16 protein-coding genes and 1 pseudogene are annotated in these 26,942 nt (G+C 59.6%); 7 read left to right on the top strand and 10 right to left on the bottom strand.

What is annotated here, in order from left to right; translation table 11 throughout:
• Nucleotides 1–62 precede the first annotated feature (62 nt).
• Entirely contained in the window at nucleotides 63–653 is a 591-nt protein-coding gene (sigX, locus tag JTJ32_RS14365) for an RNA polymerase sigma factor SigX (RefSeq protein ID WP_004885689.1), read from the top strand.
• A 107-nt stretch (nucleotides 654–760) separates the two neighbouring features.
• Nucleotides 761–1,795 carry an OmpA family protein gene (locus JTJ32_RS14360; RefSeq protein ID WP_099227364.1) on the top strand — a complete coding sequence of 345 codons (1,035 nt, stop codon included), beginning with the start codon at nucleotides 761–763 and terminating at the stop codon, nucleotides 1,793–1,795.
• 100 nt (nucleotides 1,796–1,895) lie between these two features.
• On the opposite strand, the gene cobA is transcribed toward JTJ32_RS14360, so the two are convergent.
• From cobA to JTJ32_RS14335, 5 genes and pseudogenes are all read right to left on the bottom strand, one after another.
• Nucleotides 1,896–2,657, bottom strand: a complete 762-nt coding sequence (cobA, locus tag JTJ32_RS14355) for a uroporphyrinogen-III C-methyltransferase (protein ID WP_210042429.1) — start codon at nucleotides 2,655–2,657, stop codon at nucleotides 1,896–1,898.
• A gap of 10 nt (nucleotides 2,658–2,667) precedes the next feature.
• Nucleotides 2,668–5,388 carry a nitrate reductase gene (locus JTJ32_RS14350; protein WP_210042428.1) on the bottom strand — a complete coding sequence of 907 codons (2,721 nt, stop codon included), beginning with the start codon at nucleotides 5,386–5,388 and terminating at the stop codon, nucleotides 2,668–2,670.
• A 20-nt stretch (nucleotides 5,389–5,408) separates the two neighbouring features.
• Nucleotides 5,409–6,614: pseudogene (locus tag JTJ32_RS14345) on the bottom strand (NAD(P)/FAD-dependent oxidoreductase); the annotation flags it as partial.
• A 298-nt stretch (nucleotides 6,615–6,912) separates the two neighbouring features.
• The gene (locus JTJ32_RS14340) at nucleotides 6,913–8,574 is read right to left on the bottom strand and encodes a bifunctional protein-serine/threonine kinase/phosphatase (RefSeq protein WP_210042426.1); all 1,662 of its coding nucleotides are present in this window, start codon (nucleotides 8,572–8,574) and stop codon (nucleotides 6,913–6,915) included.
• A 7-nt stretch (nucleotides 8,575–8,581) separates the two neighbouring features.
• Complete coding sequence (locus JTJ32_RS14335) at nucleotides 8,582–9,793, bottom strand: nitrate/nitrite transporter (RefSeq protein ID WP_099227369.1); 1,212 nt, start codon at nucleotides 9,791–9,793, stop codon at nucleotides 8,582–8,584.
• 958 nt (nucleotides 9,794–10,751) lie between these two features.
• On the opposite strand from JTJ32_RS14335, the gene JTJ32_RS14330 reads away from it, so the two are divergent.
• Nucleotides 10,752–12,002, top strand: a complete 1,251-nt coding sequence (locus tag JTJ32_RS14330) for a glycoside hydrolase family 68 protein (RefSeq protein WP_099227370.1) — start codon at nucleotides 10,752–10,754, stop codon at nucleotides 12,000–12,002.
• A gap of 190 nt (nucleotides 12,003–12,192) precedes the next feature.
• Here JTJ32_RS14330 and JTJ32_RS14325 read toward each other — a convergent pair whose 3' ends face one another.
• Both JTJ32_RS14325 and JTJ32_RS14320 read right to left on the bottom strand, forming a co-directional pair.
• Nucleotides 12,193–12,768 carry an ANTAR domain-containing response regulator gene (locus JTJ32_RS14325; protein ID WP_184323116.1) on the bottom strand — a complete coding sequence of 192 codons (576 nt, stop codon included), beginning with the start codon at nucleotides 12,766–12,768 and terminating at the stop codon, nucleotides 12,193–12,195.
• A 14-nt stretch (nucleotides 12,769–12,782) separates the two neighbouring features.
• Nucleotides 12,783–13,994 (bottom strand): CmpA/NrtA family ABC transporter substrate-binding protein, encoded by a 1,212-nt coding sequence (locus JTJ32_RS14320; RefSeq protein ID WP_210042509.1) that lies wholly within the window; start codon nucleotides 13,992–13,994, stop codon nucleotides 12,783–12,785.
• Nucleotides 13,995–14,245: 251 nt separating this feature from the next.
• Between JTJ32_RS14320 and JTJ32_RS14315 the strand changes: the two genes are divergently transcribed.
• A complete protein-coding gene (locus tag JTJ32_RS14315) occupies nucleotides 14,246–15,277 on the top strand; it encodes a quinone-dependent dihydroorotate dehydrogenase (protein WP_210042425.1) in 1,032 nt (343 codons plus the stop codon).
• Nucleotides 15,278–15,418: 141 nt separating this feature from the next.
• Here JTJ32_RS14315 and rmf read toward each other — a convergent pair whose 3' ends face one another.
• On the bottom strand, nucleotides 15,419–15,634 hold the full coding sequence (gene rmf / locus JTJ32_RS14310; RefSeq protein WP_002553055.1) for a ribosome modulation factor: 216 nt from the start codon (nucleotides 15,632–15,634) through the stop codon (nucleotides 15,419–15,421).
• A gap of 589 nt (nucleotides 15,635–16,223) precedes the next feature.
• Between rmf and rlmKL the strand changes: the two genes are divergently transcribed.
• Entirely contained in the window at nucleotides 16,224–18,479 is a 2,256-nt protein-coding gene (gene rlmKL / locus JTJ32_RS14305) for a bifunctional 23S rRNA (guanine(2069)-N(7))-methyltransferase RlmK/23S rRNA (guanine(2445)-N(2))-methyltransferase RlmL (RefSeq protein WP_099227373.1), read from the top strand.
• Between the two features lie 138 nt (nucleotides 18,480–18,617).
• Entirely contained in the window at nucleotides 18,618–20,990 is a 2,373-nt protein-coding gene (locus JTJ32_RS14300; protein ID WP_210042424.1) for a sensor domain-containing diguanylate cyclase, read from the top strand.
• Between the two features lie 37 nt (nucleotides 20,991–21,027).
• Here JTJ32_RS14300 and dacB read toward each other — a convergent pair whose 3' ends face one another.
• Entirely contained in the window at nucleotides 21,028–22,497 is a 1,470-nt protein-coding gene (gene dacB / locus JTJ32_RS14295) for a D-alanyl-D-alanine carboxypeptidase/D-alanyl-D-alanine endopeptidase (RefSeq protein ID WP_069143673.1), read from the bottom strand.
• Between the two features lie 359 nt (nucleotides 22,498–22,856).
• On the opposite strand from dacB, the gene JTJ32_RS14290 reads away from it, so the two are divergent.
• Nucleotides 22,857–23,201, top strand: a complete 345-nt coding sequence (locus tag JTJ32_RS14290; protein ID WP_184323112.1) for a YggL family protein — start codon at nucleotides 22,857–22,859, stop codon at nucleotides 23,199–23,201.
• A 94-nt stretch (nucleotides 23,202–23,295) separates the two neighbouring features.
• Here the strand turns inward: JTJ32_RS14290 and JTJ32_RS14285 are convergent, their stop codons facing one another.
• Complete coding sequence (locus JTJ32_RS14285) at nucleotides 23,296–26,934, bottom strand: transporter substrate-binding domain-containing protein (RefSeq protein WP_210042423.1); 3,639 nt, start codon at nucleotides 26,932–26,934, stop codon at nucleotides 23,296–23,298.
• Nucleotides 26,935–26,942: the final 8 nt, after the last annotated feature.

Genomic DNA, 26,942 nt, shown 5'->3' with positions numbered 1-26,942 from the left:
TGCCGCCAAGTTGCCGGAAAGGGCTGTGGCGGACATTGACCTGACTGTCGGCAAGATTCGTTTTGAATAAACCTCAACCGCTTTCAACGCGCTACGATCCACACGAGCTCTCGGATGAGGAGCTGGTTGCACGCGCCCATGTCGAGCTGTTCAATGTGACTCGGGCGTATGAAGAATTGATGCGTCGCTATCAGCGAACACTTTTTAACGTCTGTGCACGTTATTTGGGGAACGATCGCGACGCTGACGATGTCTGTCAGGAGGTGATGCTTAAGGTGTTGTATGGCTTGAAGAATTTCGAGGGTAAATCGAAATTCAAGACCTGGCTCTACAGCATCACGTACAACGAGTGCATCACTCAATACAGAAAGGAACGGCGTAAGCGTCGCTTGATGGACGCTTTGAGTCTGGATCCGCTTGAGGAAGCGTCAGAAGAAAAGACGCCAAAACCTGAAGAGCGGGGCGGTCTCGATCGCTGGCTTGTGCATGTGAACCCGATTGATCGGGAGATTCTGGTGCTGCGATTCGTCGCAGAACTCGAGTTCCAGGAGATCGCAGACATCATGCACATGGGCTTGAGCGCAACGAAAATGCGTTACAAGCGGGCGCTTGATAAATTACGTGAGAAATTTGCAGGTATCGTCGAAACTTAACGACGAGCAAATATCTCTAACGAACTGGCAAGGTCTGGTAGACTTGCCGACGAGTTGTCCCCAGTTATGCGGGACTGCTTTACAATCATCAGATGGGGATTTAACGGATGAAACTGAAAAACACCTTGGGCTTGGCCATTGGTACTATTGTTGCCGCAACTTCTTTCGGCGCTCTGGCACAAGGCCAAGGCGCGGTCGAAATCGAAGGCTTCGCCAAGAAAGAATATTACGATAGCGATCGTAACTTCAAAAACGACGGCAACCTGTTCGGCGGCTCCGTTGGCTACTTCCTGACCGATGACGTTGAACTGCGTCTGGGCTACGACGAAGTTCACAACGTCCGTAGCGACAGCGGCAAGAACATCAAGGGCTCCAACACCGCCCTGGACGCTCTATACCACTTCAACAACCCGGGCGACATGCTGCGTCCATACCTGTCTGCCGGTTTCTCTGACCAGAGCATTGGCCAGGACGCTCGTGGCGGCCGTGACGGCTCCACCTTCGCCAACATCGGCGGCGGCGCCAAGCTGTACTTCACTGACAACTTCTATGCCCGTGCAGGCGTTGAAGCTCAGTACAACATCGACCAAGGCAACACCGAGTGGGCGCCAAGCGTCGGTATCGGCGTTAACTTCGGTGGCGGCAGCAAGAAAGTTGAAGCAGCACCAGCTCCAGTAGCTGAAGTGTGCTCCGACAGCGACAACGATGGCGTTTGCGACAACGTTGACAAGTGCCCAGACACCCCTGCAAACGTAACTGTTGACGCTGATGGCTGCCCAGCCGTTGCTGAAGTGGTTCGTGTTGAGCTGGACGTGAAGTTCGATTTCGACAAATCCGTAGTCAAGCCTAGCAGCTACGGCGACATCAAGAACCTCGCTGACTTCATGCAGCAGTACCCACAGACCACCACCACTGTTGAAGGTCACACTGACTCCGTCGGTCCTGACGCTTACAACCAGAAGCTGTCCGAGCGTCGTGCAAACGCCGTTAAGCAGGTCCTGGTCAACCAGTATGGCGTTGGTGCTAGCCGCGTAAACTCGGTTGGTTACGGCGAATCCCGTCCAGTTGCTGACAACGCAACTGAGTCTGGCCGCGCAGTTAACCGTCGCGTAGAAGCAGAAGTAGAAGCTCAAGCTAAGTAATTAGCCGCTTATACTGAAAAGCCCGGCTCAGGCCGGGCTTTTCTTTGTCTACGATTTGAGCGTGCATGGCATGCTCGCGCGTAGGCAATAAATGTGAACGTCAGCCAGCCTGTTGGTGAAGCGGGTTCAGCGATGTTCGATTCAGCACTTCCTGACTTCCCGCCGCGACTGCGCCGATCACCAGAATGGCAGGACTCTTCAATTCGAACGTCTGTGCATCCTGTTGCATGTTCGCAAGTGTGCTGCGGCATTCACGCTGCGTTGGCAGGGACGCGTTCTCGATCATTGCCACCGGCATGTCCGGACTCATTCCCCCGGCCAGCAGGTTCTCATGAATCTGCGGCAGCTTCGCCACTCCCATGTACACCACCAGTGTCGTGCCGCTTTGTGCCAGTGCCTGCCAGTCGAGACTGCTGTCGTCCTGCGTGTGGGCGGTGACCAGTGTCACACCACGGCTGATTCCACGCAGTGTCAATGAGATACCGCATTGCGTTGCGCCCGCCAGACCTGCGGTGATGCCATTGACCAGCTCGACAGTCACGCCGCGTTCCTGCAACCAATCCGCTTCCTCGCCGCCGCGACCGAAGATGCAAGGGTCTCCGCCTTTGAGACGGACCACGCATTTGCCCTGTCGTACATAGCGCAGCATCAGGCGATGGATGAAGGCCTGGGGAGTCGAGCGACAGCCGCCGCGCTTGCCGACAGGGATGACCCGTGCAGCGGGGCAGTGTTCAAGCACGGCAGGGTTGACCAGATCATCGATCAGCACCACATCCGCTTCACGCAAGGCCCGCACGGCCTTGAGCGTCAGCAATTCAGGATCACCCGGGCCTGCGCCCACCAGCCAGACTTTCGCGTTCATGCTGTGTTCCTCATTCAGTGACCATCACGGTGTTGATCAGTCTTTTTATTTCCGGTACGCAGGAACCGCACATCGTCCCGCAGCCCAATTGTTTTTTGAGTTGGTTCAGGTCGAGGCCATCCTCGATGCCTTTCAACACAGCGCTCTGCCTGACGTTCATGCAGTTGCACAACGTCTTGTCGCGTGGCTCGGCGCCGTCTTTGCCGGGTTCGCTGCTCAGCGGCGCTAGCAGCCAGCGGCGCAAAGGTGGATCAATGCGTTCTTCAAGCCACAGCGTCTGTAACCAATGCTGGGCCAGGGTTTCGCCGGCCAGGCGGATGGCGGTAATACGACCGTTGTCGATCCTTACCCGCTTGCCGATGGAGCGCTTGGGGTCGTCGTAAGCCAGTACCGGACCTTCATCGACAGTGAGCAGCACGTCGATCTCGTGCAGCAGGCTGGCGTCCGGCGCAACAGTGTGCGCGGCACGAAGCACCAGCGCCGGGCGCTCGCGACCGACGAGGCCCAGACTCAAGTAAGTGAACGCCTCGCACAGTCTGCGCAGACGCTCCCATTGCTGCTGCACATTGCCTTCGACCAGTGCAAAGAACTGCCACGGCAGATCGGCCTTTTCAATTCTGACGCCGGAATGCTTGAGTTCCGGCTGTTTCGAAATCGGATCGACTGCTGGCTGAGTCAGGGCGTTCACGCCACCCTTGAGGAAGCGATCTCCCCAGTGCATGGGCAGGAATGCCTGTCCGGGACGCACACTGTCATCGCTGCTCACGGGCAAATACAGTTCGCCGCGACGGCTGACCAGTTTGATCAGGTCGCCGGCCTGTACTGCATGCAGTTGCAGGTCTTGGGGATGCAGGCTCAGGACCGCCTCGCTGACGTGACCGAACAGGCGGGCGGCGGTCCCGGTGCGGCTCATGCCGTGCCATTGGTCTCGCAGGCGGCCGGTGTTGAGCGTCAGCGGGAATTCAGTATCGCGCAGCTCCCTGGCGGCCACATACGGCTCGCTCAGGAACTGCGCGCGGCCGGATGGGGAAGCAAAGACGCCATCGGTGTAAAGACGCGGCGTACCGACATTGGCGCCCGCGGGGAATGGCCATTGCTGTGGGCCCAGACGGTCGATCAGCGCCCGGTCGATGCCGGACATGTCCAGGTCGCGCCCGGCGGTCAGGCCCTTGAATTCATCGAATAATGCGGTTGGATTCTCGAAGTCGAACAGGGCGGGCGATTCGGGCTGCAGCCGATGTTGCAGGCGCCGGGCGAAGTCCACCGTGATTGCCCAATCGGGACGCGCCTGGCCGGGTGCCTGAATGGCCTTTCGCACATTGGAAACGCGGCGTTCGGAGTTGGTCACTGTGCCTTCCTTTTCGCCCCAACTGGCGGCGGGCAACAGCAGGTCGGCAAAGTGCGCTGTTTCAGTGGTCTTGAACGCTTCTTGCAACACCACGAACGGACACATCTCGAGCGCGGCCTTGATCCGGTTCTGGTCCGGCAATGACTGCGCAGGGTTGGTACAGGCAATCCACAGTGCCTTGATCTTGCCGCTCTGCATCTGTTCGAACAGCTCGATGGCGGACAGGCCGGGGCTGGCGGGCAATTGATCGACGCCCCAGTATTCGGCCACTTCAGCACGATGTTCCGGGTTGCCGGCTTCGCGGTGGCCTGGCAGCAGGTTGGACAGGCTGCCGGTTTCACGGCCCCCCATGGCATTTGGCTGGCCAGTGAGCGAGAACGGCCCGGCACCGACGCGGCCGATCTGACCGGTCGCAAGGTGAATATTGATCAGCGCGCTGTTCTTGGCGCTGCCCGCTGTGGACTGGTTCAGCCCCATGCACCACAACGACAGGAAGCTGGGTGTCTCGCCGATCCATCGGGCGCAGGTCAGCAACTGTTCGACCTCGATGCCGCACAACGAGGCCACGTGCTCTGGCGGGTAATCGCGTGCCAGTATTTCGAGGTCATCGTAGCCCTGAGTGTGTGCAGCGATGAAGGCCTGATCGACAAGACCTTGAGAGATCAGCACATGGAGGATGCCGTGAAACAACGCCACATCGGTGCCGGGCTGAATGGCCAGATGCATGTCGGCCAGCTCACAGGTATCGGTGCGTCGGGGATCGATGACGATGAGCTTCATCGCGGGTCGTCGGCTTTTTGCTTCTTCCAGACGACGAAACAGAATCGGGTGGGCGTAGGCCATGTTGCTGCCGACGATCATCACGCAATCGCTCAGCTCAAGGTCTTCGTAACTGCAGGGCGGGGCGTCTGCACCGAGGCTGCGTTTGTAGCCTGCCACGGCCGATGACATGCACAGCCGCGAGTTGCTGTCGATGTTGTTGGTGCCTATCAGGGCGCGGGCCAGTTTGTTGAAAGCGTAGTAGTCCTCGGTCAGCAACTGGCCGGAAATGTAGAACGCCACGCTGTCCGAGCCATGCTCGCGGATGCTGTCGGCGAATACATTGGCAGCATGTTCCAGTGCCGTGTCCCAATCGGTGACACTGCGGGCCAGGCCTTTTCTCAGGCGCAGTTCCGGGAAAAGTGCGCGCGCGTCGATGTCACCGGTCAGGTGCAGGCTCGAGCCTTTGCTGCACAGTTTGCCGAAGTTGGCCGGGTGTTGCGGGTCGCCGCTGACGCCCAGAATGTTATGCCCGTCGTGCTCGATCAGCACGCCGCAACCTACGCCGCAGTAGCAGCATGTGGATGCCGTGATTTGAGTGGTCGGGATCGCCAGGCGGGTCATGCGCACGCCGCCTCGGTCCGGGCGGGCTCGCCGAACATCAGGTGGTTGCGAATGGCATCGATGCCCTGACCCTCGCGAATCTGTTTCAAGTACCAGCTGCCATCGGCCGTGTCGCCATATAGGCAAGCGCCCACCAGCACGTCATTCTTGATGACCAGTTTTTTATAGATGCCGCTGATGGGGTCGGACAGGGTGATGCTTTCCGTACCTTCGCCACCCAGAAAGTCGCCAGCGGAAAAGAGGTCGATGCCTGTCACCTTTAGTTTGGTCGACGTCACGGAGCCCGGATAGCGCGCGAAGCCCAGCTGCGCGAGATGATTGGCGCAGACCCTGGCCTGTTCGAACAGTGGCGCCACCAGCCCGTAGGCGATGCCTCGATGGCTGACGCACTCGCCGATAGCGTAGATGCGTGGGTCGTAGGTCTGCAGCGTGTCGTTGACCAGAATGCCTCGGCTGCAAGGCAGACCCGCCTGTTCGGCCAGTTCGGTGTTGGGACGAATGCCGGCCGCCATGACCACCAGGTCGGCAGCGATGACGTCGCCGTTCTTGAAACGCACCGCTTGCACGCGCCCTTGATCGTCGCCCAGCAACGCCTCCGTCTGCTCGTTGAGGCGAAAGCTCAGAGCGCGCCGTTCAAGCGCAGCCTGAAGCATCAGGCCGCTGGTCTTGTCCAGTTGACGTTCCAGCAGCGTCTGCCCGTTGTGGACCACCGTGACCTGCATACCGCGCATGCTCAGACCATTTGCCGCTTCCAGGCCCAGCAGCCCGCCACCGATGACCACTGCGCGTTTGTGCGTGGCGGCGGTGTCGATCATTTCTTGGGTATGGCCGATGTCGCGGTAGCCGATCACGCCATCCAGCGTGTTGCCGGGAATCGGCAGAATGAACGGGCTCGAACCGGTAGCGATCAGCAGACGGTCGTAATGGGCCTGGGTGCCATCGTCCGCAATCACCAGGCGCTTGATGCGATCGATCCTGACCACGCGCCGGTTCAGCAGCAACCGGATGCCGTTGTTTTCGTACCAGGCCAAGTCGTTGAGTACGATCTCTTCGAACGTCTGCTCGCCCGCCAGTACCGGCGAGAGCAGGATGCGGTTGTAGTTGGGGTGTGGTTCAGCGCCGAAAACCGTGATGTCGTACAGGTCTTCGCTCAATTTGAGCAACTCTTCGAGTGTGCGTACGCCGGCCATTCCATTGCCGATCATCACCAGTTTGAGTTTTTTCATCTTGCCTCCGAGTCACCGTCAGGGTGCGCTCGACAAATTGCGCGCAAACAAAAAAAGGCGTCCCGTCAGTTGCCTGACGAGGACGCCTTTGTCCGGTCCCGTTCTCTCGGGAAGCACTGCCTTCATCGTTGAGGGCGGCGCGTTATGAAATTTCTGAAAGAGACCATGCAGTGCTTGTGCCAACTTCTGTTGAGCCCTGAATGCAGGGTTTCAGATCCACGACGGGGAAGTCCTTGCACTGCGTTGAGGCGGGCTGCACAGAAGCGGGGCGATGGGTGACCCATGTGACACCGAAGACTCAGTGGCGGCTTATCAGCCAGATCAGACCGACCAGATTGATCAATAACGAAACCAGCGCCAGCGTGCGCCATACTTTCAGCGGTTCGCGTTCCAGCAATGGCCTGGGTCTGGCCACTACCGGGCGTTGTTCGGCCTGTTCAAGTTCCAGTTGCCACTGCTCGGCGGTTTCATAGCGCTGGGCGGGATTGGCCTGCACGGCCTTGTCCAGGCTCTGGCTCAGCCAGAGCGGCAGGTCAGGACGGTAGCGGCTGGCGGGAATCGGCGTGCCGAAGCGGCGGTGTTGAAAGGCCTCGATTTCGCCGTGCGGATAGTGGCCGGTCAGCAGGTAATAAAGCGTGATACCGACGGCGTACAGATCCTGTTGCGGATCGGGCTCGGCACCGTTGAAGGCCTCGGGCGCAATGAAGCTCGGCGTGCCCGGCAAGTCCTCGGCGTTGACCGCAGACAGGCCGGGACAGAACGCCAGGCCGAAATCCAGCAGGCGCAATTCGCCGTCGTCGCCCAACAGGAGGTTTTCGGGCTTGATGTCGCGATGGATGATATTGCGTCGATGCAGCAAGCCCGTGGCCCGTAGCAGACGAATGGCCAGATCCTGCCACTGCGCCAGCGGCAGCGGTCCGCTCAGGGAGAAGAGATGGGCGAGTGTGCGGCCTGAATATTCGCGCATGGCGTAATACAGATGCTGACGCTCGGGCAGCGGATGGATTTCCGGAAAGAAGCGCCCGGCGACCCTGCGCAGAAACCATTCTTCCAACAGCAGGCCCTGACCTGCGCCCGGCTCATCATGCCGGGCAGACGGCAGGGTCTTGATCAGCCACGGCAGCCCGTGAGCGTCGTGCGCGCGGTACAGAATGGATTGCCGCGACTGGGCAAGTACATTGCCGACGGTCCAGCTTTCAAACACCTGGCCGGGTTTGAGTGCTGGTGGTAACGGCCATTGCTGTAATTGCAGAAGCGCATCCCCGAGATCATCCTCACCCAGGCCGTCGACCTGGATGAGCAGGGCGCTGGCATTGTCCTGACTACCCGCCAGATGCGCCGCGCTGACCAGGGTTCTGACCGCCGAGTCGAGGTCTTCCTGCTCGGTCAGGATCGAGCGAATGCTGGCATCGCCCAGTGTCGCCCAGATACCGTCGCTGACCAGCAGCAGGCGCTCGCCTTCACAGAGTTCGCCCTCCAGATAGTCCATGACCACGTACTGATCCAGCCCCAGCGCACGCTTGAGCACGTGCTGCATGTCGGCCTGTTCCCAGACATGGTCTTCACTGATGCGTTTGAGCTTGCCGCTTTGCCAGCGATAGGCGCGACAATCTCCCACGTGGGCGAGGGTGAAACGTCTGCCGCGCAGGACCAGCGCACTCAGCGTGGTAAGCAGGCCGTTGGCCAGCAGCCAGCGGTTCTGAGCCAGTAACAGACGATCCAGAGACTGGGCCACGCCCCAGGTCTCCGGTGTCGAGTAATAGTCCAGCGCCAACGCCTGCAAGGTCGACTGCGCAGCCAGCGCGCCATCGGCACACTGGCTGACCCCGTCGGCCAGGGCGAACAGATAACCCTTGCTGGCAGCCAGTGCTGCGACCGGTGTTACCAGACGCAGGGCGTCCTGATTCTCTGGTCGCGGGCCGCTGGCGCTGAACTCGGCGAAGCGCAGTTGCAGCGTCATCGACCGATCATACCCGTGCTGCGGTCACTGCCGCCGAACCCCAAGTGGTCCTCCAGCGGCGCTTGACGTTCATCAGGCCGAACCAGGCGAGCACGGCCAGGCTTGCGAACAGCCACAGGCCCAACTGATAGTCGCCGGTGTTCTGCTTGATGCTGCCAAGACCTGCGGCCAGCAGGAAACCGCCGATGCCGCCCGCCATGCCGATCAGGCCTGTCATGACGCCGATTTCCTTGCGAAAGCGCTGCGGTACCAGTTGGAAGACTGCGCCGTTGCCAGCGCCGAGGCCCAGCATGGCGGCGACGAACAATGCCAGTGCAGCCCACGAGCTTGGCAGGTTGAAGCCCACCGCAGCGATGCCGATAGCCGCCACTGCGTACATGGCAGTCAGCGTGCGGATGCCGCCGAAGCGGTCCGCCAGTGCGCCGCCCAATGGACGCATCAGGCTGCCACCGAATACGCAGGCCGCAGTGTAGTAGCCTGCGGTAATCGGGCTCAGACCGTACTGGTCGTTGAAGTAGCCGGGCAGTGCGCTGGCCAGGCCGATGAAGCCGCCGAAGGTCACGCTGTAGAAAAACATGAACCACCAGCTATCCCGGTCGCCCAGCGCCTTGAGATAGTCGGCTGTGGATTTGGGCTTGCTGCGCTCAGGTGCGTTGCGCGCCATCAGCGTGAAGGCAATCAGGGTCAGCACCAGCGGAATCAGCGCCAGGCCGAACACATTGCCCCAGCCGAAGCTGGCAGCAAGAACCGGCGCGATCAGCGCGGCGAGTACGGTGCCCGAGTTGCCGGCACCGGCGATGCCCATGGCCTTGCCTTGATGCTGTGGCGGATACCATTGCGACGCCAGTGGCAATGCGACGGCGAACGATGCGCCCGCCATCCCCAGGAACACGCCCAGCAGCAGAACCTGTTCATAGCTGTGGATGCCCAGTTGCCAGGCGGTCAGCAGGGCGCCGATCACAATCGCCTGGCCGATGATGCCTGCGGTCTTGGGCGACAGTTGATCGGCCAGCAGACCCATGAAAAAGCGCAGGATCGCCCCGGCCAGAATCGGCGTGGCGACCATCAGGCCGCGTTGCTGAGTGGTCAGGTGCAGGTCGGTGGCGATCTGTACGGCCATCGGGCCCAGCAGATACCAGACCATGAAGCTCAGGTCGAAGTAGAGAAAGGCTGCGAACAGGGTCGGTCTGTGACCGGCCTTCCAGAAGCTTGTATCCATTGGCACACCTCATCATCTGCTAGTAGGTCAGTCGGGGTTGGTGCCCTCGACGTGGAGAATTTCAGACGCTGTGGCGGAGTGTTCCGAATGCCGGCGACTCCACCGGCCCCATCGCCGGGGCCAAACGCAAAAAACGCCGCCTCTCTGTCCGCGTGAGCGAAAGAGATGAGCGACGTCTTTGTCGTGAGTGGTGGTAACCGCCGTTGGCTACCTGCAGGGTGCTGAAGCAAGAGGCGGGCCAGATGCGGATTTCGTCATAAGCGTTTGGCCGCGAGCCTGAGACAGCGTGCTGTAACGTCAAATGCCGGGTAGATCCGGTGTGCGGCTGCTGAGTCCCGATGACCTTGAACCGGGCACTGATGGCACTCGACGCCGCAAAAAAGTGCGGGGCACTTTTCCCGAAACCGCCCCGGGTTGACGCGGACTTGTTTACAGCGATGAGCGCAGAGCGCGGATCTTGCAATTTTGCAGTCGTAGCGTTGTGAAATATCAACCCTTTTTCCAATAACAAGGGCCATTATCAAGACGGTTTAATTAAAGCAGGGTGACAGTGTTTTGATATCTTTATCGGTTGAACTCAAAGCTGAACGAAACCCACTATTAATAATGCTTCATGTTTGTTTTGAAAAACAGGCGGTTGCTTAACAGTAGGGAATATTTAATTTACTTTCAAATCTGTCTCTGAGAGGATCCGTTCCGTCGTGCATGACACGGCGCCTCTCGAGAGGGCAATCCATGTGCAATAGGCCAGCTTTCAACAAGACAGTGGCTTATTGAAATCAATCGGTGAGTGCCCAAGTGCCTCCCGTCATTTTCTCTGCTGTTTCGGTTTTTCATAATCAATGAATGCCGTAATCGCAGGGTTCAAAAAACGCACTTCAGCGATGTAATAAGTTTGCATGCTGCCTTGTCTTCATCTACGCGCCGGCCCTGTCTGGCGTCAATAAAGGACATCAACATGAGTAACGTTACTTACAAGCCTACCGTGTGGACCCGGGCCGATGCGCTCAAGGTCAACGAAAACGACCCTACCACCACTCAGCCGCTGGTCAGTCCCGACTTTCCGGTGATGAGTGACACGGTCTTCATCTGGGACACCATGCCGCTGCGCGAGCTCGATGGCACTGTAGTGTCCGTCAACGGCTGGTCGGTAATCCTGACGCTCACGGCCGACCGGCACCCGACCGATCCCCAGTATCTGGGCGCCAACGGCCGTTATGACATCAAGCGTGACTGGGAAGACCGCCATGGTCGTGCCCGCATGTGCTACTGGTATTCACGTACCGGCAAGGACTGGATCTTCGGTGGCCGTGTCATGGCCGAAGGTGTTTCTCCGACGACTCGCGAATGGGCCGGCACGCCGATCCTGCTCAATGACAAGGGCGACATCGATCTTTATTACACCTGTGTGACGCCGGGCGCCGCCATTGCCAAAGTGCGTGGTCGAGTGGTGACGTCTGACAGTGGTGTCATCCTGACGGACTTCACGGAAGTCAAAACATTGTTCGAGGCCGACGGTACTTATTATCAGACCGAAGCCCAGAATTCCACATGGAACTTTCGTGATCCCAGTCCGTTCATTGATCCCCATGATGGCAAGTTGTATATGGTGTTCGAAGGTAATGTGGCCGGCGAGCGGGGTTCACATACAGTAGGGCCGACAGAACTAGGGCCTGTACCGCCGGGCCATGAGGATGTAGGCGGTGCCAGATTTCAAGTGGGCTGTATTGGCCTGGCCGTTGCAAAGGATCTCAATGGCGATGAATGGGAAATTCTTCCCCCGCTGGTGACTGCGGTCGGTGTAAATGATCAGACTGAACGTCCACACTATGTATTTCAGGACAATAAATATTACTTGTTCACGATCAGCCACAAGTTTACCTATGCCGATGGTATAACCGGCCCTGATGGCGTTTACGGTTTTGTCAGTGAACAGTTGTTCGGCCCATACCGACCCATGAATGCCTCAGGCCTGGTGCTGGGGAATCCGCCTTCGCAGCCGTTCCAGACTTATTCGCACTGCGTGATGCCCAACGGTCTGGTGACGTCGTTCATCGACAGCGTGCCGACCACCGGGCAGGACTTTCGCATCGGTGGCACTGAGGCGCCTACCGTGAAGATCCTGTTGCAGGGTGATCGCTCGTTCGTACAGGAGTCATACGATTATGGCTATATACCGCCGATGAAGAATGTGGTGCTGACTCAGTAATCCGGAGGCATGCAGGCGTGAACGGCAAGCGTTTGCGCAAGGCGGCCTGCCGACAGGTACTGTAACTCTGGGAGGCGGCTTGTCGGCGATGGCGTCGGCGCGGTTTAACAGTCAGACAGCGTCACCGTTCATCGCCGGCAAGCCGCCTCCCACGATTAGCGTTTCACCCGTATGTTCTCAATCGATATGTTCAACCCAGCATCTCACTCATCGAGATGATCTGCTCGGCCACCTGAATCAGCTTCTGCTGGCGGCTCATTGCCTGACGCCGCATCAGGGTATAGGCCTCTTCCTCGTTACAGTCTTTCATTTTCATCAACAGTCCTTTCGCCAGTTCGATGCGCTTGCGCTCGGCCAATTGCTGGTCGCGGGCATGCAGTTGCGCGCGCAGGGCCTGGTCGCTCTCGAAACGGGCCATGGCCACATCAAGGATGGGCTGCAGGCGTTGGGCCTGAATGCCTTCGACGATGTAGGCGCTGACGCCGGACTTGATCGCCTGACGCATCACGCCGGGGTCGTGCTCATCGGTAAACATCACGATCGGACGGGGCTGGTCGCGGCTGACCAGAACCACCTGTTCCATGACGTCCCGACCGGGCGACTCGGTGTCGATGAGGATCACGTCGGGGCGCACGGCATCGACCCGTGCCGGCAGGTCGATGATGAAGCCGGACTCGTCTATCACGTCGAAGCCGGCCTCGATCAGAGCGGTTCTCAAGCGACCGACTTTCTTGGCAGTGTCATTGATCAGCAGGATACGCAGCATGGTCACGTTCTCCTTCAACGACGCGCAGCGACGGGCGTGGTATCGGCCCAGGCGTTGATCTTGAAGCTGCGCGCATAGGAGGCCGGATCAGTGCCGTCCCAGACCTTGCCGTCGATCAGTTGACTGCTGCGCAAGGTAGCGTCAGGCACGTCAATGCCTAGCGCCTCGGCGGCCTGTCGATACAGTTCCAGCTGCTGGACGCGTTCGGCAACAGCCAGGTAATCAGGGTCTTCACGTAACAGGCCCCAGCGGCGGAACTGGGTCATGAACCACATCCCGTCCGACAGCCAGGGGTAATTGACCTGACCCTGACCATGAAAGCTGACGGCGTGGTGGTCTTCCCAGTGGTTGCCGAGGCCGTCACTGTACTTGCCCAGCAAACGCGGCTCGATGCAGTCCAGTGGTGTGTCCAGATACTCCGCACCGCTGAGCAGTTGTGCCGTGCTGCGTCGATTGTGCTCGCTCTGCTCGATGAAGCGGCTCGCCTCCAGCACGGCCATGACCAGCGCTCTCGCGGTATTGGGGTTCTGCTCGACGAACTCGCGGGTGCACCCCAGAACCTTGCCCGGATGGTCGGGCCAGATGGTCTGGCTGGTGGCCATACTGAAGCCCAGTTCCTGACGGACTGCGCTGGCGGCCCAGGGCTCGCCGACGCAGAACCCGTCGATACGGCCGGCCTGCAGGTGTTGAACCATCTGCGGTGGCGGCACCACGACGCTGTTCACGTCGTCCAGCGGATGAATGCCTTGGCTCGCGAGCCAGTAATAAAGCCACATGGCATGGTTGCCGGTGGGGAAGGTCTGGGCGAAGGTCAGTTTCGGACCGCTTTGGTGCACGCGTTTGTCCAGTGCTTCAGGAGTGATCACACCACTGTCCTGCAGGCCGCGCGACAGGTTGATGCACTGGCCGTTCTGGTTCAGGCCCATCAGGATCGCCAAATCTCTGGTGGGGCCGCCGCCGATACCCAGCTCGACGGCGTAGATCAGCCCGTAAAGGCTGTGCGCTGCCTGCAACTGGCCGCTGACCAGCTTGTCACGCAATCCGGCCCAGGAGGTCTGGCGTCTGAGGTTCAGGGTCAGGCCGTAAGGCTGGGCAAAACCCTGGGTCGCCGCGACCACCAGTGAAGCGCAGTCGGTCAGGGCCATGAAACCCACATCCAGACTGTTCATCTCGGGCGCATCGCTGCCGTTTACCCAGTCCAGCGCATTGCTTGTTCGTTCGCTCATGGCAGGTGCTTCATCAAGGACATCCAGAAAAAAGGCGCCGCCCGGCCCTTGCGAGGTGCAAGTGCCGGAGCGACGCCGTTGTCCGGGCAGCGCTCCTTCGTTGGAGCGCGTGCCGATAATGGATTCAAGCAAGGCATATGCCAGCGCTCGGCGGTTCAGCGTAACAAGTTTTTCGCATGCCTCGCGTGCAATGCATTCACGCGGCTATAATCGCGCCCCTGAATTCAGCTTCTCACGAGCCTCGCCCGCCCATGTATAACCTGGCCCGCCAGTTACTGTTCAAGCTTTCCCCGGAAACCTCCCATGACCTGTCGCTGGACCTGATCGGTGCCGGTGGGCGTCTGGGCCTCAATGGCCTGTTGAGCAAGGCTCCGGCCAAGGTGCCGGTCACCGTCATGGGGCTGGAGTTTCCCAATCCCGTGGGCCTGGCGGCCGGTCTGGACAAGAACGGCGCGGCCATCGACGGCTTCGCGCAACTGGGCTTTGGCTTCGTGGAAATCGGCACGGTCACGCCGCGTCCGCAGCCGGGCAACCCCAAGCCACGCATTTTTCGTCTGCCCCACGCAGAAGCCATCATCAACCGCATGGGCTTCAACAACCTGGGTGTCGACAATCTGGTCAGCCGTGTGCAGGGAGCCAGGTACACCGGCATTCTGGGCATCAATATCGGCAAGAATTTCGACACGCCGGTCGAGCGCGCAGTGGACGACTACCTGATCTGTCTGGACAAGGTCTATGCCCACGCCAGCTATGTGACTGTCAACGTCAGCTCGCCGAACACGCCGGGACTGCGCAGCCTGCAATTCGGTGATTCGCTCAAGCAATTGCTCGAGGCCCTGAGTCTGCGTCAGCAGGAACTCACGCAGCGTCATGGCAAGCGCGTGCCTCTGGCTATCAAGATTGCCCCGGACATGACCGATGAAGAAACCGTACTGGTCGCAGCGGCCCTTATCGAGTCTGGTATGGATGCGGTCATTGCCACCAACACCACCCTTGGTCGCGAAGGCGTCGAAGGCTTGCCGCATGCGGACGAGGCGGGTGGTCTGTCGGGCGCACCGGTTCGTGAGAAGAGTACTCATACCGTGAAGATACTGGCGGGCGAGTTGGCAGGGCGTATGCCTATTATCGCTGCCGGCGGTATCACTGAAGGGCGTCACGCTGCCGAAAAAATCGCGGCGGGTGCGAGTCTGGTGCAGATCTACTCAGGCTTTATCTACAAGGGGCCTGCACTGATTCGCGAATCGGTGGATGCGATTGCGGCAATGCCGCGTCAGCAGGTCTGAATCACGGGCAAAAAAAGGGGCTCCTGGGGAGCCCCTGGGCTTTTGGCCCGCCGCCCGGATAGGGCGTGCATGGTATGGGTGTCGAAGGTCAGTCAATAAAACTTTGATGAACTGGTTGGGGCCTGTGTCTCCAAAGGCGCGTTATCCAACCGCGTGAAGTTCGTTGAGTCTGTGGATTCCCGCAGTGCCGGTCATACCGTCCCAGTTGTCGCCGCGTCCTTCTCGCCATCCATTGATCCATGCCTGGCGTACTGACGGTAGAGTAAAAGGGCAAAGCTCACGGGATTTACCATGAACGCCGTACTGATATCCGCGTAAAAATGCTCTTTCCAACGGATCACGCTTAAGTCTTCTCATAGGGTATTGCCCTCGTCTGTTGACTGTTATATCCCTGAGACCTCATGGTGAGGTCGGGCAGAAAGGTCTGCCGTTGGTACCCGCTGCCGGCGTCGCGGGCCTTGATGTCATAACCATTGCGGTCATGACTTGAGGTGATTTCTAACCAAAGCGTCGCACCCTGTGAATGACCGTTTTGTCATAAGCACGTCACATTTAGGTCTGTCGGGTGATAAGGGTAGTCGGGTTTCAACACCGTTTTTTGGCGCAAGCCTTTTGACGCGGGCGTTTCAGACCGGATTGAGACCGCGTCTCAAGTGCGGATAGTGGCTGAATGCTTTAAGCGTCTATTCGACGAAGGGTCGAGATGTGACTTTTTGTTGCCCACTTCGTCGGGTTGAATAGTCGTTCTTCATATAGGAAAGCTATGTGCAGAGCGTGATGGATTGAAAACTACCGCCTTAACGCTGCCTTGGTCTCAAGGCAGGTTTCGTGCGGCGGACCGGCACATTCAACGTGCCACGCAGGCGTTCTCCAAGAAAGGCGCCTGTTTAAAATCTGGTCGGGCAATGCGTTGCCCGCCGCTGACGGCTCAGGCCCTGGAATACACATGTCGGATCGCTACGAACTTTTCCTCACTTGCCCCAAAGGCCTCGAAGGACTGCTGGCCGAGGAGGCCACGGCTCTCGGACTCGAGGATACCCGCGAACACACCTCAGCCATTCGCGGTTCGGCCGACATGGAAACCGCCTACCGGCTGTGCCTGTGGTCCCGCCTGGCCAACCGCGTGCTGCTGGTGCTCAAGCGCTTCCCGATGAAGGACGCCGAAGACCTGTACCACGGTGTGCTCGACGTCGAATGGCACGACCATCTCGAATCGGATGGCACCATCGCCGTTGAATTCAGTGGTCACGGGTCGGGCATCGACAACACCCACTTTGGTGCGTTGAAGGTCAAGGACGCGATTGTCGACAAATTACGCACGCCGGACGGCGAGCGTCCTTCGGTAGACAAGATCAACCCCGATCTGCGCGTGCATCTGCGCCTGGACCGTGGCGAAGCGATCCTGTCCCTGGACCTGTCCGGCCACAGTCTGCACCAGCGCGGCTATCGCCTGCAGCAGGGTGCTGCTCCCCTCAAGGAAAATCTCGCTGCCGCCATTCTGGTGCGTGCCGGCTGGCCACGGATCGCCGCCGAAGGTGGCGCGCTGGCTGACCCGATGTGTGGTGTGGGGACGTTTCTGGTCGAAGCCGGCCTGATTGCCGCCGACATTGCACCTAACATCAAGCGCGAGCGCTGGGGCTTTTCTGCCTGGCTGGGTCATGTTCCGGCCCTGTGGCGCAAGCTGCACGACGAAGCGCTGGCGCGTGCCGAGGCAGGCCTCGCCAAACCGCCGTTGTGGATCCGCGGCTATGAAGCTGACCCTCGTCTGATTCAGCCTGCCCGCAATAACATCGAGCGCGCAGGGCTGAGCGACTGGATCAAGGTCTACCAGGGCGAAGTCGCGACGTTCGAGCCACGTCCGGATCAGAATCAAAAGGGTCTGGTCATCTGCAACCCGCCGTACGGCGAGCGTCTGGGTGACGAGGCCAGCCTGCTGTATCTCTACCAGAACCTGGGCGAGCGCCTGCGTCAGTCGTGCCTGAACTGGGAGGCTGCGGTGTTCACTGGCGCGCCGGATCTGGGCAAGCGCATGGGCATCCGCAGTCACAAGCAGTACTCGTTCTGGAACGGCGCGCTGCCGTGTAAGCTGTTGCTGATCAAGGTGTTGCCGGATCAGTTCGTGACCGGCGAGCGTCGCACCCCGGAGCAGCGTCAGATCGAGCGCGAAACGCCGTTCGAGGCCGAAGTCGACGTTGAAAGAAAATTCAACAAGAACGGCAACCCGATCAAGCCGGCTCCCGTGGTTGTCGAACAGCCACGCCTGAGCGAAGGCGGGCAGATGTTCGCCAACCGGCTGCAAAAGAATCTCAAGCTGATGGGCAAATGGGTACGACGTGAAGGCATTGATTGCTATCGCGTGTACGACGCCGACATGCCCGAATATTCGATGGCCATCGACCTTTACCACGACTGGGTTCACGTGCAGGAATACGCCGCGCCGAAATCCATCGACCCGGAAAAGGCCTCGGCCCGTCTGTTCGACGCGTTGGCTGCGATTCCCCAGGCGTTGAACATCGACAAGAGCCGCGTGGTGATCAAGCGTCGTGAGCGTCAGAGCGGCACCCGTCAGTACGAGCGCCAGAGCGCGCAGGGTCAGTTTCTGGAAGTCAGCGAAGGCGGCGTCAAGCTGCTGGTCAACCTGACCGATTACCTGGACACCGGTCTGTTCCTCGATCACCGCCCGATGCGCATGCGTATCCAGCGCGAGGCTGCAGGCAAGCGCTTCCTCAACCTGTTCGCGTACACCGCAACCGCCAGCGTTCATGCTGCCAAGGGTGGCGCTCGCAGCACCACCAGCGTGGATCTGTCGCGCACCTATCTGGACTGGGCACGCCGCAACCTGTCGCTGAACGGCTTCTCCGACAAGAACCGTCTGGAGCAGAGCGATGTCACGGTCTGGCTGCAGGCCTGCCGCGAAGAATACGACCTGATCTTCATCGATCCGCCGACCTTCTCCAACTCCAAGCGCATGGAAGGGGTGTTCGACGTGCAGCGTGATCAGGTCGAATTGATCGATCTGGCCATGGCACGTCTGGCACCGGGCGGCGTGCTGTATTTCTCCAACAACTTCCGCAAGTTCGTGCTCGATGAAAACCTCGGGCAGCGCTACGCGGTAGAGGAAATCACTGCGCAGACCATCGACCAGGATTTTGCCCGCAACAGCAAGATCCACAGGGCCTGGAAGATCACCGCACGCGCCTGACGCAGGGGCTGATGAACGAACCTGTGCGTTGCTTGCGCAGGTTCGCTCATCTTCCGCTGGGCAAATTACTGGCGAATAGCTATAACCAATGGACAGCCAGCGTGGCGCAACACACTGTTGGCGTCATGAGTTGTGTCTATGGCGGCGAAACGGTACAGGCTCAGGGTGCTGGGCTTCATCAGTGAACAGGTTTCAGCGTGGCTGGTGGCGGTGCTGACGATGCTGGTCGGTGCCGCGCTGACGGTCATGCTGGCGCTGGCTGACCACGACGCTTATCAGCATCAGTTGCGCCAGCGTTTCGACATTCTGGCCAGCGAGCGTTTCAGCCGCATTCAGGAGCGCCTGGACCGTCAGGTCAGCAGGCTGGACACGGTCCGCCGCTTCTTTCTGTTTTCCCGTGAGGTGACTCGCGAAGAATACGACGGTTTCGTAGGCCCGCTGCTGCTCGGCACCCAGGCCTACGGCTGGAACCCGAGGGTGACCCGTGCCGGGCGGGCTGCGTTCGAGGCGGCAGTGCGCAAGGATGGGGTGGCGGATTTTGTGATCCGTGAACTCGATGAGCACGGCAAGCTGAGCGTGGCGGGCGTGCGCGATGAATATTTTCCTGTCCTCTATCTGGATTCGATCAGTGCATTGCCGGTGCCGCTGGGCTTCGATATCTATTCCGAGCCGGTCCGTCATCTGGCTCTGGATCGTGCTCGACTGCTGGGCCGTATCACAGCGACGCCCCGTATAAAACTATTGGGGCTCGATCCCGCCAACACACGAGGCGTGCTGTTGATGGCGCCTGTATTTTTAAGGGCCAGTGCGCCGGGCGAAACGCCTGAGCTGAAAGGTGTACTGACGGCCGTCATCGGTCTTTCGCAACTGATGACGGTGGGAACGGCAGAACGCGACACCCTGGCAGTCACGCTCACCGACCTGAACGCACAACCTGAGCCTGAGCGCGTGTACCTGTCTCCCGCCAAAGCCGCCACGAATGAGCTGTACCAAAGCACGCTGTTGGGTCTGGGGGATCGGGATTACCTGCTTGAGGTTCGTCCCACTGAGTTGTTCCAGGCAAATAATCGGGAAACGTCCGGCAATGTCCTGTGGTTCGGTGGGTTGTTGAGCCTGATGCTCAGTGCCTTGCTCTACAGCCTGATCAGCCAGCGCCAACGTGCCCTTGCGCGGGTCGAGCAGCGTACCCGGGAACTGCGCGTGCGCGAACGAGAGTTGAGCGTTGCCAATGGTCAGTTGCGCAACATCCTGAATTCGGCCACCGAAGTCGCAATCATCGCGACCGACCTCAATGGTGTCATCAACACGTTCAACGTCGGTGCGCAGCGTATGCTCGGCTATCGCGATGAAGAGGTGCTGGGTCGCTTTGGGCTCAAGGATTTCCAGCATGCTGTGCCGGCCGACGACAGTGGCACCAGCGAAGCGCAGGTGCTGCAGGACATGCTGAGTGCGGCCATTCATGAAGGCAGCCATCCGGCCCGCGAGTTGACCTTCCAGCGACGCGACGGCAGCAGGCTGGTCGTCAATATGCTGGTCACGGCCGTACGCGACGATCAGGGGCAGTGGATCGGCTGTCTGGCGGTGTGTACCGACATGACCGAGCACCGGCGCGTGCATGATGCGCTTGAAGCTCAGGGGCAATTGCTCAGGAAGCTGGGCTCTCAGGTGCCGGGGGGCATCTATCAGTATCAGCTCGACAGGGATGGCAGCTCGCGGTTCAGATACGTCAGCGTCGGTATGTGCGAGTTGTTCGAACTCGATGAGGCCCGATTGCTGATCGATGCCGAGGTGCTGCTGCAACGCATTCATCCCATGGACCTGGTCCGGATCAGAAACTCGATCGTTCCCAGTGCTCAGCAACTGACGCCGTGGCGTGAGGAGTACCGGGTTCAATTACCGGACAAAGGCCTGCGGTGGTTACGCGCCGCCTCAACGCCCGAGCAACTGGCTGACGGTGCCGTGTTGTGGCATGGGTTTGTGTCGGATATCACGGATCTGAAGCGGGTCGAGCAGGAGCTGCGAGAGATGTCTGTCACCGATGTGCTGACGGGCGCCTACAACCGTCGGTACTTTCAGGATCGGCTGCAGGCCGAACTCAAGCGTATCGACCGGCATGGTGGCCATCTGTCGATCATCATGCTCGACATTGATCACTTCAAACGCATCAATGACCGGTTCGGGCACGGCGTCGGAGATCAGGTGCTCAAGGCCCTCTCGCAACGCATCACGCATCGTTTGCGCACGGATGACGTGTTCTGTCGGCTGGGTGGGGAGGAATTCATGGTGCTGTGCCCCGGCACTCAGGGTGCCCAGGCGTATCAGTTGGCGCTGAGCCTTCGCGAAGAGCTGAACAGGGCGGGCATCGAGGGCGTGGGCCGGGTGACAGCCAGCTTCGGAATAGCCAGCTGGCGAGAAGGCGAGGGCGTCGATGCGATGCTGCTGCGTGCCGACTCCGGGGTCTACGCCGCCAAGCAGGCGGGCAGGGACAAGGTGGAGCCAGAGCAGGCCTGATCCGTTTCAGCGCCTGCTCGTTCTGGTCGGGCGTGGCTCAGGGCTGCTGGATCGACACCGTGGTATTGCTCAGCTTGGGCTGGCGGTAAAGGTCGACCAGCACTTCGTCGAGTACCGACGAGGCACCGAACGGACGTGGATCGTTGAGGATCGCCACGACTGCCCAGGTGTTGCCGTTGCTGTCGCGGCTGAAGCCTGCAATGGCGCGCACGGTATTGAGCGTACCGGTCTTGATGTGCGCCTCGCCGAGCAGCGGCGTGCGTTTCAACCGTTTACGCATGGTGCCATCCATGCCGGCGAGCGGCATGGAGCTCATGAACTCAGCGGCGTACGGGCTGCGCCACGCGGCTTGAAGGATGACCGCCATTTCACGGGCGCTGACCCGTTCGGCCCGCGACAGGCCTGAACCGTTTTCCATCACCAGATGCGGTGCGGTGATGCCTTTTTTGGCCAGCCAGCCTCGAATCACCCGTTGCGCGGCCTTGGCATCATCGCCGTCGGCGTCACTGCGGAATTCTTCGCCAAGGCTGAGAAACAACTGTTGAGCCATGGTGTTGTTGCTGTATTTGTTGATGTCACGGATGACTTCGACCAGGTCGGGGGAAAATGCCTTGGCCAGCAGCTTGGCGCTGGAAGGCACTACGTCGACGCGGTTTTTGCCCAGAATGGTGCCGCCCAGTTCCTGCCAGATGGCGCGCACGGCACCGGCAGCGTAGGTCGGGTGATCAAGCAGCGACAGGTAGGTCTGGGAGTTGCAGCCATTGCCCAGTTGTCCGGTCACCGTCACATTGACGCTGCCATCAGGCTGGGTTACCGGGTTGTAACGCACATCACCTGTGCATTGTTTCGATGCGACAGCCTTGACCTGATTGTCGATCCGGATGGTGGCGATGGGCGGCTCCACCGAGACCAGAATACGGCCATCATCGTTGCGGGTGACAAAGCGCAGCGCCTTGAGGTTGACCATCAGCGAATCAGGCTTGACCAGGAATGGCTTGTTGTCGTCATTGCCATCATCGTTGAAGACGGGCAGTTGCGGCTGCACGAAGTGGCTGCGATCCAGCACCAGATCACCGGTCACCTGCTGGACGCCATTGGCGCGCAGGTCGCGCATCAACAGCCAGAGCTTTTCCATATTCAGCTTGGGGTCGCCGCCGCCCTTGAGGTACAGGTTGCCGCGCAGCACGCCGTTGCTCAGAGTGCCGTCGGTGAAGAACTCGGTTTTCCATTGATGGGTAGGCCCGAGAATTTCCAGCGCTGCATAGGTTGTGATCAGTTTCATGGTCGAGGCCGGGTTCACCGACACATCGGCGTTGAACACCGTCGGTGTGCCAGGGCCGTTAAGCGGCAACATGACCAGCGACAATGCATCATCGCCAAGTTTGCTGGCCTTGAGTGCCTGCTGGACCTTGGGGGAAAGTGTGGTGTTGATGACGGCCGCGTTCGCGGAGAGGGCCAGTGGCAGGAGCAATGAAGCGATCAGAAAAGGGCGGAACGACTTGATCATGAATAAACCCTACTGCAAGAGGGGAAACAAAAAAGAGGGCATGGATGAATTCCCTCGGTAATTCTGAATATTGGAATAACAACGCCAACTGCGAACAACTATAGCGAACAGGCGAAGATTGACGATTGAATGTGCAGGGTTTTCGTGATGCCAAGGGTCAACGCCTGCAACCGGCGGCATTATGCCCCAAGCAGGGGGCGCATGTGATGGGGCAGCCGTCCTGAAACCGCTATTTTTTTTCCAGCATGCCCCATCTGCCAGACAACGCATCGAACATTGCTTCCAGCCTTCATTTATCGGGCTTTTACCTGCTCGAACTGGTAAAGTGCCGCCCGATATTTACTGATGAGGATTGTCCCATGGCTACGAACCGTTCCCGCCGTCTGCGCAAAAAACTCTGCGTCGATGAATTTCAGGAGCTGGGTTTTGAGCTGAACCTGGACTTCAAGCAAGAGCTGGATGACCAGGCAATCGACGCCTTCCTCGACGCTTTCCTGAAAGAAGCAATGGAAGCCAACGGTCTTGGCTATGTTGGCGGCGATGACTTCGGTCTGGTTTGCCTGAGCAAGCGTGGCTCGGTCAGCGAAGAGCAGCGCGCTGCCGTTGAAGCCTGGCTCAAGGGCCGCAGCGAACTGACAGAAGTGACTGTCAGCCCGCTGATCGACGTCTGGTACCCGGAAAAAGAAATCAACCCGGTTGCCTGATGTTTCAGGAAGCAGGCTCAGGCCTGCTTCCTTGTTCTTCCCCCGTTTATCCTCCCTTCCTGCGTCGCACTTTCCTGTCCATTCTGCTTGCCGCTCAACAATCTGCCTTTCCTGGCATGCCGGATTCTTCCTGCTGCGCGCTCAACGCTCTTTCAAGCTCGAGCATGGCGCTGTCCACTGCCTGATGACAGGCGCGAAGTTGTGCTTCACTGGTGCCGGGCTCGCACGCCTGTTCAAGCGTATTGCAGGCGTCCACCACGCGAGAAGCGCTGATGATGCGTGCAGCGCCCTTGATCCGGTGGGCGATGTCACGAATCTCGTCCATGTGCCCTTCAAGCATACGGGTCGCGAGCGACTGGCGATCCTCCCGGTTGCTGCGCAACAGTTCGGTCAGCAGGCGCCTGACCATTTCGGGACGGTTACCGGTGAGTTGGCTGACGCTGCCCGGACTGAACGCAAGTGTGGGGCGCGTCAGCGGTGAAAGCAGTGCCAGCCTGTCGCTGAGCAGACTGAGGCTGATGGGTTTGAACAGGCAGTCATCCATGCCCGCTTCCCGGCAGCGCTGAATTTCCTCCTGCTGGGCGTTGGCCGTGAATCCCCATATCGTGCAGGGCTGAAGATCGCGAGAGTGTTCCTGCGTCCTGATGGCCCGCGTCAGGTCGTAACCGTTCATGACCGGCATGTTGCAATCGGCAACCACCAGGTCAAAGCGATTCTGCAACCAGCACTCAAGCCCCAGCGCACCGTTTTCGGCGACTTCGCAGTGATGGCCCAGAAACCCGAGCTGCTCACAGAGCAGCAGCCTGTTGGCGGGATGATCATCGACAATCAGGATATGCAGGATATGGTGAGGCGTCGGTGCAGGAGGCTGTTGAACCGGCACATGGGCTGCCGGATCGAGTGAAGTCAGCACCAGGTGCATGTTGATCTGCGTGCCTTGCCCCGGCTCGCTGTCCAGCGTCAGAGTGCCGCCCATCATCTCGCACAGGCTGCGGCAGATCACCAGTCCCAGACCTGCTCCCGTGCGTGCCATCTGACCGTTGCTGTCCACCTGGGCGAAAGGTTCGAACAGGCGCTCCTGGTCAGGCAGGCTGATACCGATGCCGCTGTCCTGCACGGTCAGGTGCAGTTGCAGGTGCTGTGAGTCGGTCAGGTCCTCCGTTTGCAGGCTGATTCTGACCTGGCCCTTTTGCGTGAACTTGATGGCGTTGCTGACCAGATTGGAAAGGATCTGCTTGAAGCGCAGCGGATCCACGAGCACGTCGGTGTTGATGCGGCTGTCCAGTTCCAGCGCCAGTGTCAGGTTCTTCTGTCGGGCGAGCCCGTCGAATACCCTGACCACCGACTCCACCAGTTGACGCAGGTTGGCGCGTTCGGGATTCAGGGTCAGTCGGCCGGACTCGATCCGGGCGATGTCGAGAATATCGCCGATAAGGTCCAGCAGCTCCTTCGCCGAACCGTAGGCGACTTCAATGGCCGAACGGTCCAGTTCCCCCTGGTCGGCGCGTTTGAGTGCCAGTTCGAGCATGCCGATAACGGCGTTCATGGGGGTCCTGATTTCGTGGCTCATGGTGGCCAGGAAGGTGCTCTTGGCCCGGTTGGCCGCATCGGCCTGCTCCTTGGCAGTCTGCAGATCTTCTATGAGCTGTCGCCGTTCGCTGATATCGATCCAGCCGCCAATGATGCCCTGTACCTCGCCCAGTGAATCCCGGAACGGCAGGATCCAGTGGTAGATGGTCAGCTTCCGTTCGCCGATATGCAGCGTGCGATCCTGAACCAGAGCGGTATTGGTAGCCATGACCCGCTGATAATCGGCAGCGTATTCCCTTGCCTCGAATTCGTTGCCCAGCACACCTTCGGTGGCGCTCTTGTCGATGATGTCCTCGCGTTGCGCTGAAAATGAAGTGAGGTAGCTGTCGTTGCACATGCGCAGCAGGCCCTCACGGTCACGCACATAGATCGGATGGGGGGTGCCGTCGACCAGCGCTCTCATGAATTCGAACTGGTCACCCAGCGCTCGCTCGGCAGCCTCGCGCTGTTTGATCTGGCGTCGCATGTAGGCATTCCAGACCAGCAAACCGATCAGTAAAAGGCCGGCACCGGTAATGATCTGGTAGATCAGGCGTCGATAATCATGCCAGTTGGCACCTGCAGGTGCGTAGGAACGCCATCGGTTGTTGATCACGGCCAGCTCCTGGGGCGCGATGCTGGCCAGCGCCTTGTCCAGAATCGAGCTCAGTTCTGTCGCGTTGCGTGAGGTGGCCATGGAGATCAGTGCCGGATCTTCTCCGGTGGTGGCAGTGATCTGCAGGCGCTCGCCGAAGATGCCGGAAGACAGAAAATAATTGGCACTGAGCAGTGATGTCGCAGCAGCCTCGGTTCTGCCGATTGCCAGCATGTCCAGCGCCTGGAAAGGGTTGTCGACTTCGACTGTCACGATCTCGGGATGCTCACGTTGCATCCAGCTCAGCAATGCGCTGCCCTGAGTGACCGCGAGGCGTTTTTTGCCGAGGTTTTCAAGGTGCGACGGCGAGCCCGCTTCCTTGCGCGTCACCAGCACAAACGAATTGTCGATGTAAGGACGGCTGAAGCTCAGACGGTCCTCACGCTCGTCGCTGGCGTCCAGCGCCCCGATCATGTCCGCCTGACCCTGGCTGACCTGATTGATCATGTCGGCAAGGCTTGCAGAGCGGATGACTTCGAAGTTGATTCCAGTGCGCAGCCGCACCAGTTCCAGAAGCTCGGCCGTGATCCCTCGAAACGTGCCATTGGCATCGAAGAAGGTCAGAGGCGCGTAGGCTTCGTTGACCAGAACCCGCACAGTCGGGTTCTGGGCGATCCAGCGCTCTTCCCGTTGTGTGAGTTGCAGCTTCTGGTCGGTCAGCAGCAGATCGCTGCCAGCGCTCCAGCGCTTGGAGATATCGATGCGCTCATCGACCGGAATGGCCTTGAGCGTCTGGTTGATGACGTCCAGCAGTTGCGGGTTTTCATTGCTGATGGCAAAGCTGAATCCGTTGGCTTCGTGCTTGCCGAAATTGGCCATTTGTACATTGTTCAGGTAACCCCTGTTGATGATGTACTGGGTGGAAATGGTATCGCCGAGAAACACATCGGCCTGGTTGAAGGCCACGGCGTTGATCGCGTTTTGAAAGGACGGGTAGGTGTCGATGGTCGCGTCAGGATAGGTCGCCCTGACCTCGTCCAGCGGCAGGTAGTGATAGACCATGCTCAGACGCAGCCCCTTCAGGCCTTCGGTCAGCGGGCGTGTTTCACCAATGCGTGTGACCAGCACCGGCTGATCCACCGAGTAGGGATGGGTCAGCTTGATGTTGCGTTCCCTGGCTTCGAAACCGTTGGCGGTCCCCAGCATGTCTATCTGTCCGCTCACGAGCGCTTTCATTGCCGCGTCGCGGGTTTCGAAGCGCTGAACCCTGACAGGCAGGTCCAGCGTCCGGGAAATGATGCCGGCGTAATCGGCGGTTATGCCTTCGTAATCATTGCCGGAAATGGTGATGTCGAAAGGTGGGTAGTCGGGTGCAGAGGTGCCGAGGATCAGCTCGCGTTTGCTGCGAACCCACTGCCATTGTTTGCCGTCCAGCTTCACATCCATGTGCGCCGGGCTCGAGCGGCCGAGCAGGGTGTATTGGTCGGCGGCCTCCAGGCGGGCGAGTAGACCCCAGCTCAGGCAAAGGCTTGTGGCCAGTATCAGAAGTTGTTTGAAGCGCTTGGACATCCGGTCTC

The sequence above is a fragment of the Pseudomonas alliivorans genome, from assembly GCF_017826695.1.
Lineage (GTDB): Bacteria > Pseudomonadota > Gammaproteobacteria > Pseudomonadales > Pseudomonadaceae > Aquipseudomonas > Aquipseudomonas alliivorans.
Note: the sequence above shows the minus strand (reverse complement) of the source record. Positions and strands in the feature narration are given on the sequence as shown.

Bases quoted from the DNA above. Each gene is read 5' to 3' on its own strand.
- JTJ32_RS14360 (WP_099227364.1), top strand. From the start codon at position 761: ATGAAACTGAAAAACACCTTGGGCTTGGCCATTGGTACTATTGTTGCC.
- cobA (WP_210042429.1), bottom strand. From the start codon at position 2,657: ATGAACGCGAAAGTCTGGCTGGTGGGCGCAGGCCCGGGTGATCCTGAA.
- JTJ32_RS14350 (WP_210042428.1), bottom strand. From the start codon at position 5,388: ATGACCCGCCTGGCGATCCCGACCACTCAAATCACGGCATCCACATGC.
- JTJ32_RS14340 (WP_210042426.1), bottom strand. From the start codon at position 8,574: ATGACGCTGCAACTGCGCTTCGCCGAGTTCAGCGCCAGCGGCCCGCGA.
- JTJ32_RS14335 (WP_099227369.1), bottom strand. From the start codon at position 9,793: ATGGATACAAGCTTCTGGAAGGCCGGTCACAGACCGACCCTGTTCGCA.
- JTJ32_RS14330 (WP_099227370.1), top strand. From the start codon at position 10,752: ATGAGTAACGTTACTTACAAGCCTACCGTGTGGACCCGGGCCGATGCG.
- JTJ32_RS14325 (WP_184323116.1), bottom strand. From the start codon at position 12,768: ATGCTGCGTATCCTGCTGATCAATGACACTGCCAAGAAAGTCGGTCGC.
- JTJ32_RS14320 (WP_210042509.1), bottom strand. From the start codon at position 13,994: ATGAGCGAACGAACAAGCAATGCGCTGGACTGGGTAAACGGCAGCGAT.
- JTJ32_RS14315 (WP_210042425.1), top strand. From the start codon at position 14,246: ATGTATAACCTGGCCCGCCAGTTACTGTTCAAGCTTTCCCCGGAAACC.
- rmf (WP_002553055.1), bottom strand. From the start codon at position 15,634: ATGAGAAGACTTAAGCGTGATCCGTTGGAAAGAGCATTTTTACGCGGA.
- rlmKL (WP_099227373.1), top strand. From the start codon at position 16,224: ATGTCGGATCGCTACGAACTTTTCCTCACTTGCCCCAAAGGCCTCGAA.
- JTJ32_RS14300 (WP_210042424.1), top strand. From the start codon at position 18,618: ATGGCGGCGAAACGGTACAGGCTCAGGGTGCTGGGCTTCATCAGTGAA.
- dacB (WP_069143673.1), bottom strand. From the start codon at position 22,497: ATGATCAAGTCGTTCCGCCCTTTTCTGATCGCTTCATTGCTCCTGCCA.
- JTJ32_RS14290 (WP_184323112.1), top strand. From the start codon at position 22,857: ATGGCTACGAACCGTTCCCGCCGTCTGCGCAAAAAACTCTGCGTCGAT.
- JTJ32_RS14285 (WP_210042423.1), bottom strand. From the start codon at position 26,934: ATGTCCAAGCGCTTCAAACAACTTCTGATACTGGCCACAAGCCTTTGC.